The organism is Methylobacterium sp. B1 (genome assembly GCF_000333255.1).
Classification (GTDB): domain Bacteria; phylum Pseudomonadota; class Alphaproteobacteria; order Rhizobiales; family Beijerinckiaceae; genus Methylobacterium; species Methylobacterium fujisawaense.
The window spans coordinates 1-2,343 of sequence record NZ_BACT01000930.1 but is presented as its reverse complement, the minus strand read 5'-3'; the positions used below and the strand labels follow the sequence as shown (position 1 = coordinate 2,343).

Sequence of the window (2,343 nt, the reverse complement as noted above, 5' to 3'; positions counted from 1 at the left end):
CTGATCGGGACGTCGGCGTATCGCTTCTTCCGCGATTTCCGGAACGCCTGCCGCGCGCGCGGCATCGACCAGCCGCGGACATTGCCGGTGGCGAGCTGCAGCCTCGCCGAGCCGGAATTGGAGGCGATCGGGCCGGAGGCGGTCGACGGTCACCTGTCGTCGAGCGTCTACTTCACGTCGATCGACTCTCCCCGAAACCGGGCCTTCACGGCCGCCTATGCGGCGCGCTTTCCGGACGGGCCGACCGCGTCGGCCGATACCGAATCCTCCTACATCGCGGTCCATCTCCTGGCGCGGGCGCTGGCGCGGGCCGGGACGGAGGACGCCGCGACGGTGCGCAGGACCGCCTGCATGGACGCGTTCGACGCGCCGCAGGGGCCGGTCCGTCTCGACGAGACCACGCTCCATGCCTGTTTGACGCCCCGGATCGGCCTCTCGACGGCGGCTGCCCGCTTCAGCATCGTGGCGCAAGCGGACGAGCCGGTGGCGCCGGATCCCTATCTCGTGCGCAGCGACCCGCGCGTCGTGCCGGTGAGCCGGCGTCCGCGCCTGCGGGTGGTGCCATGACGAATCCCCGCCTGATCCAGAACTTCAGTGGCGCGCAGGCCCTGCTGATCGCGCCGCCGGGCACCGCCACCGAGGTTCTCGCCGGCACCCTGTTGAAGCTGGGGCTCACGGTCGCCTCGGTCGTCCCGGCCGGCGAAGCGCCCTGGCTCGATTTCGAGAGCCTCGACCCCGAGCGCCACATCGTCATCGTGGACGGCGACCTGCCGCTGCCGGGCATCGCGGCGAGCGCCGTCTCCGATCTGCCGCCAGTGCCCGTGGTCGGGCTCGTCGGCGCCGAGGCGCCCAGCCGGCTCAAGGGGCTGCTCCAGCTCGGCGCCACCGGGCTGCTGCGCAAGCCGATCCACGGTGCCTCGGTCTACGCCGCTCTGTTCCTCGCGGTGAACGAGCACAACCGACGGCGCGTGCTCGAGGAACAGCTGGCCCGCCACGAGGAGCGGCGGCGCGGCCGGCGCCACGTCGTCAAGGCGATCCTGCGGCTGATGCAAGAGCACGGCCTCGACGACGACGCGGCCTACGAGGCCCTGCGCCGCGAAGCGATGCGCGCCCGCCAACCCCTCGAAGCGTACTGCGAAGCGCTCATCCGCGCCCGGCCGTCCCCCGTGGCGCCCACCGTGGCGCCGCGACTGACCCGCTCCTGAAGTTCTTTCGCCCCCCGAAGACGAGGATGCCCTGATGCCGAGAACGCCCCGCGGATCCCGCCTGTCCGCCCTCGCGGCCGCCCTGCTCCTGAGCACACCTTTGGCCGCCCCCGCGGCTCGCGCCGCCGACCCGATCAAGCTCGGCGTCCTCGAGGACCAGTCCGGCGACTTCGCCCTCGCCACGATCGGCAAGGTCCACGGAATCCAGCTCGCCGCGGACGAGATCAACGCCGCCGGCGGCATCGCCGGGCGCAAGCTGGAACTCGTGATCTACGACACGCAGTCGGACAACACGCGCTATCAGGAATTCATGCGCCGCGTGCTCCAGCGCGACAAGGTCAACGCCGTCTTCGCGGGCTTCTCCAGCGCGTCCCGCGAAGCCTACAGGCCGATCGTCGACCAGCTCGACGGCTTCGCCTTCTACAACAACCAGTACGAGGGCGGCGTCTGCGACGGCCACATGGTCATCACGGGCGCGGTGCCGGAGCAGCAATTCTCGACGCTGATCCCGTGGATGATGGAGAAGTTCGGCAAGCGGGTCTACACGATCGCGGCCGACTACAATTTCGGTCAGATCTCGGCCGAGTGGGTGCGCAACATCGTCAAGGAGAACGGCGGCGAGATGGTCGGGGAGGAATTCATCCCCCTCGGCGTGTCGCAGTTCTCGCAGACGATCCAGAACATCCAGAAGGCCAAGCCCGACATCCTGATGACGCTGCTCGTCGGCACCGCGCAGGCCTCCTATTACGAGCAGGCGGCGGCCGCGAATTTGAAGATCCCGATGGGGTCCTCGGTCAATATCGGCCAGGGCTACGAGCACAAGCGCTTCCAGCCCCCGAGCCTCGCCAACATGTACGTGACCACGAACTACATCGAAGAGGTCGACAGCCCGTCGAGCAAGGCCTTCCTCGCCAAGTGGAAGGCGAAGTTCCCGAACGAACCCTACGTCAACCAGGAGGCCGAGAACTCCTACCTCGCGGTCTACCTCTACAAGCAGATGGTGGAGCGGGCGAACGGCTCGACCAAGCGGGCCGACCTGCGCAAGGTCATCGCGGCCGGCGACGTCTGCGTGGACGCGCCGGAGGGCAAGGTCTGCATCGACCCCAAGAGCCAGCACGCCTCCCACACGATCTCCTCG

3 protein-coding genes are annotated in these 2,343 nt (G+C 69.0%); all 3 read left to right on the top strand.

The features are described from left to right. The coding region (locus I53_RS26175; RefSeq protein ID WP_043356385.1) for a transporter substrate-binding protein at positions 1–567 on the top strand (567 nt) is incomplete at its 5' end. After that, positions 564–1,205 (top strand): ANTAR domain-containing protein, encoded by a 642-nt coding sequence (locus tag I53_RS26170; RefSeq protein ID WP_043356384.1) that lies wholly within the window; start codon positions 564–566, stop codon positions 1,203–1,205. The genes I53_RS26175 and I53_RS26170, both read left to right, overlap by 4 nt. A gap of 34 nt (positions 1,206–1,239) precedes the next feature. Then, a partial coding sequence (locus I53_RS26165; RefSeq protein ID WP_043356382.1) for an urea ABC transporter substrate-binding protein occupies positions 1,240–2,343 on the top strand: 1,104 nt, incomplete at its 3' end.

Bases quoted from the DNA above. Each gene is read 5' to 3' on its own strand.
- I53_RS26170 (WP_043356384.1), top strand. From the start codon at position 564: ATGACGAATCCCCGCCTGATCCAGAACTTCAGTGGCGCGCAGGCCCTG.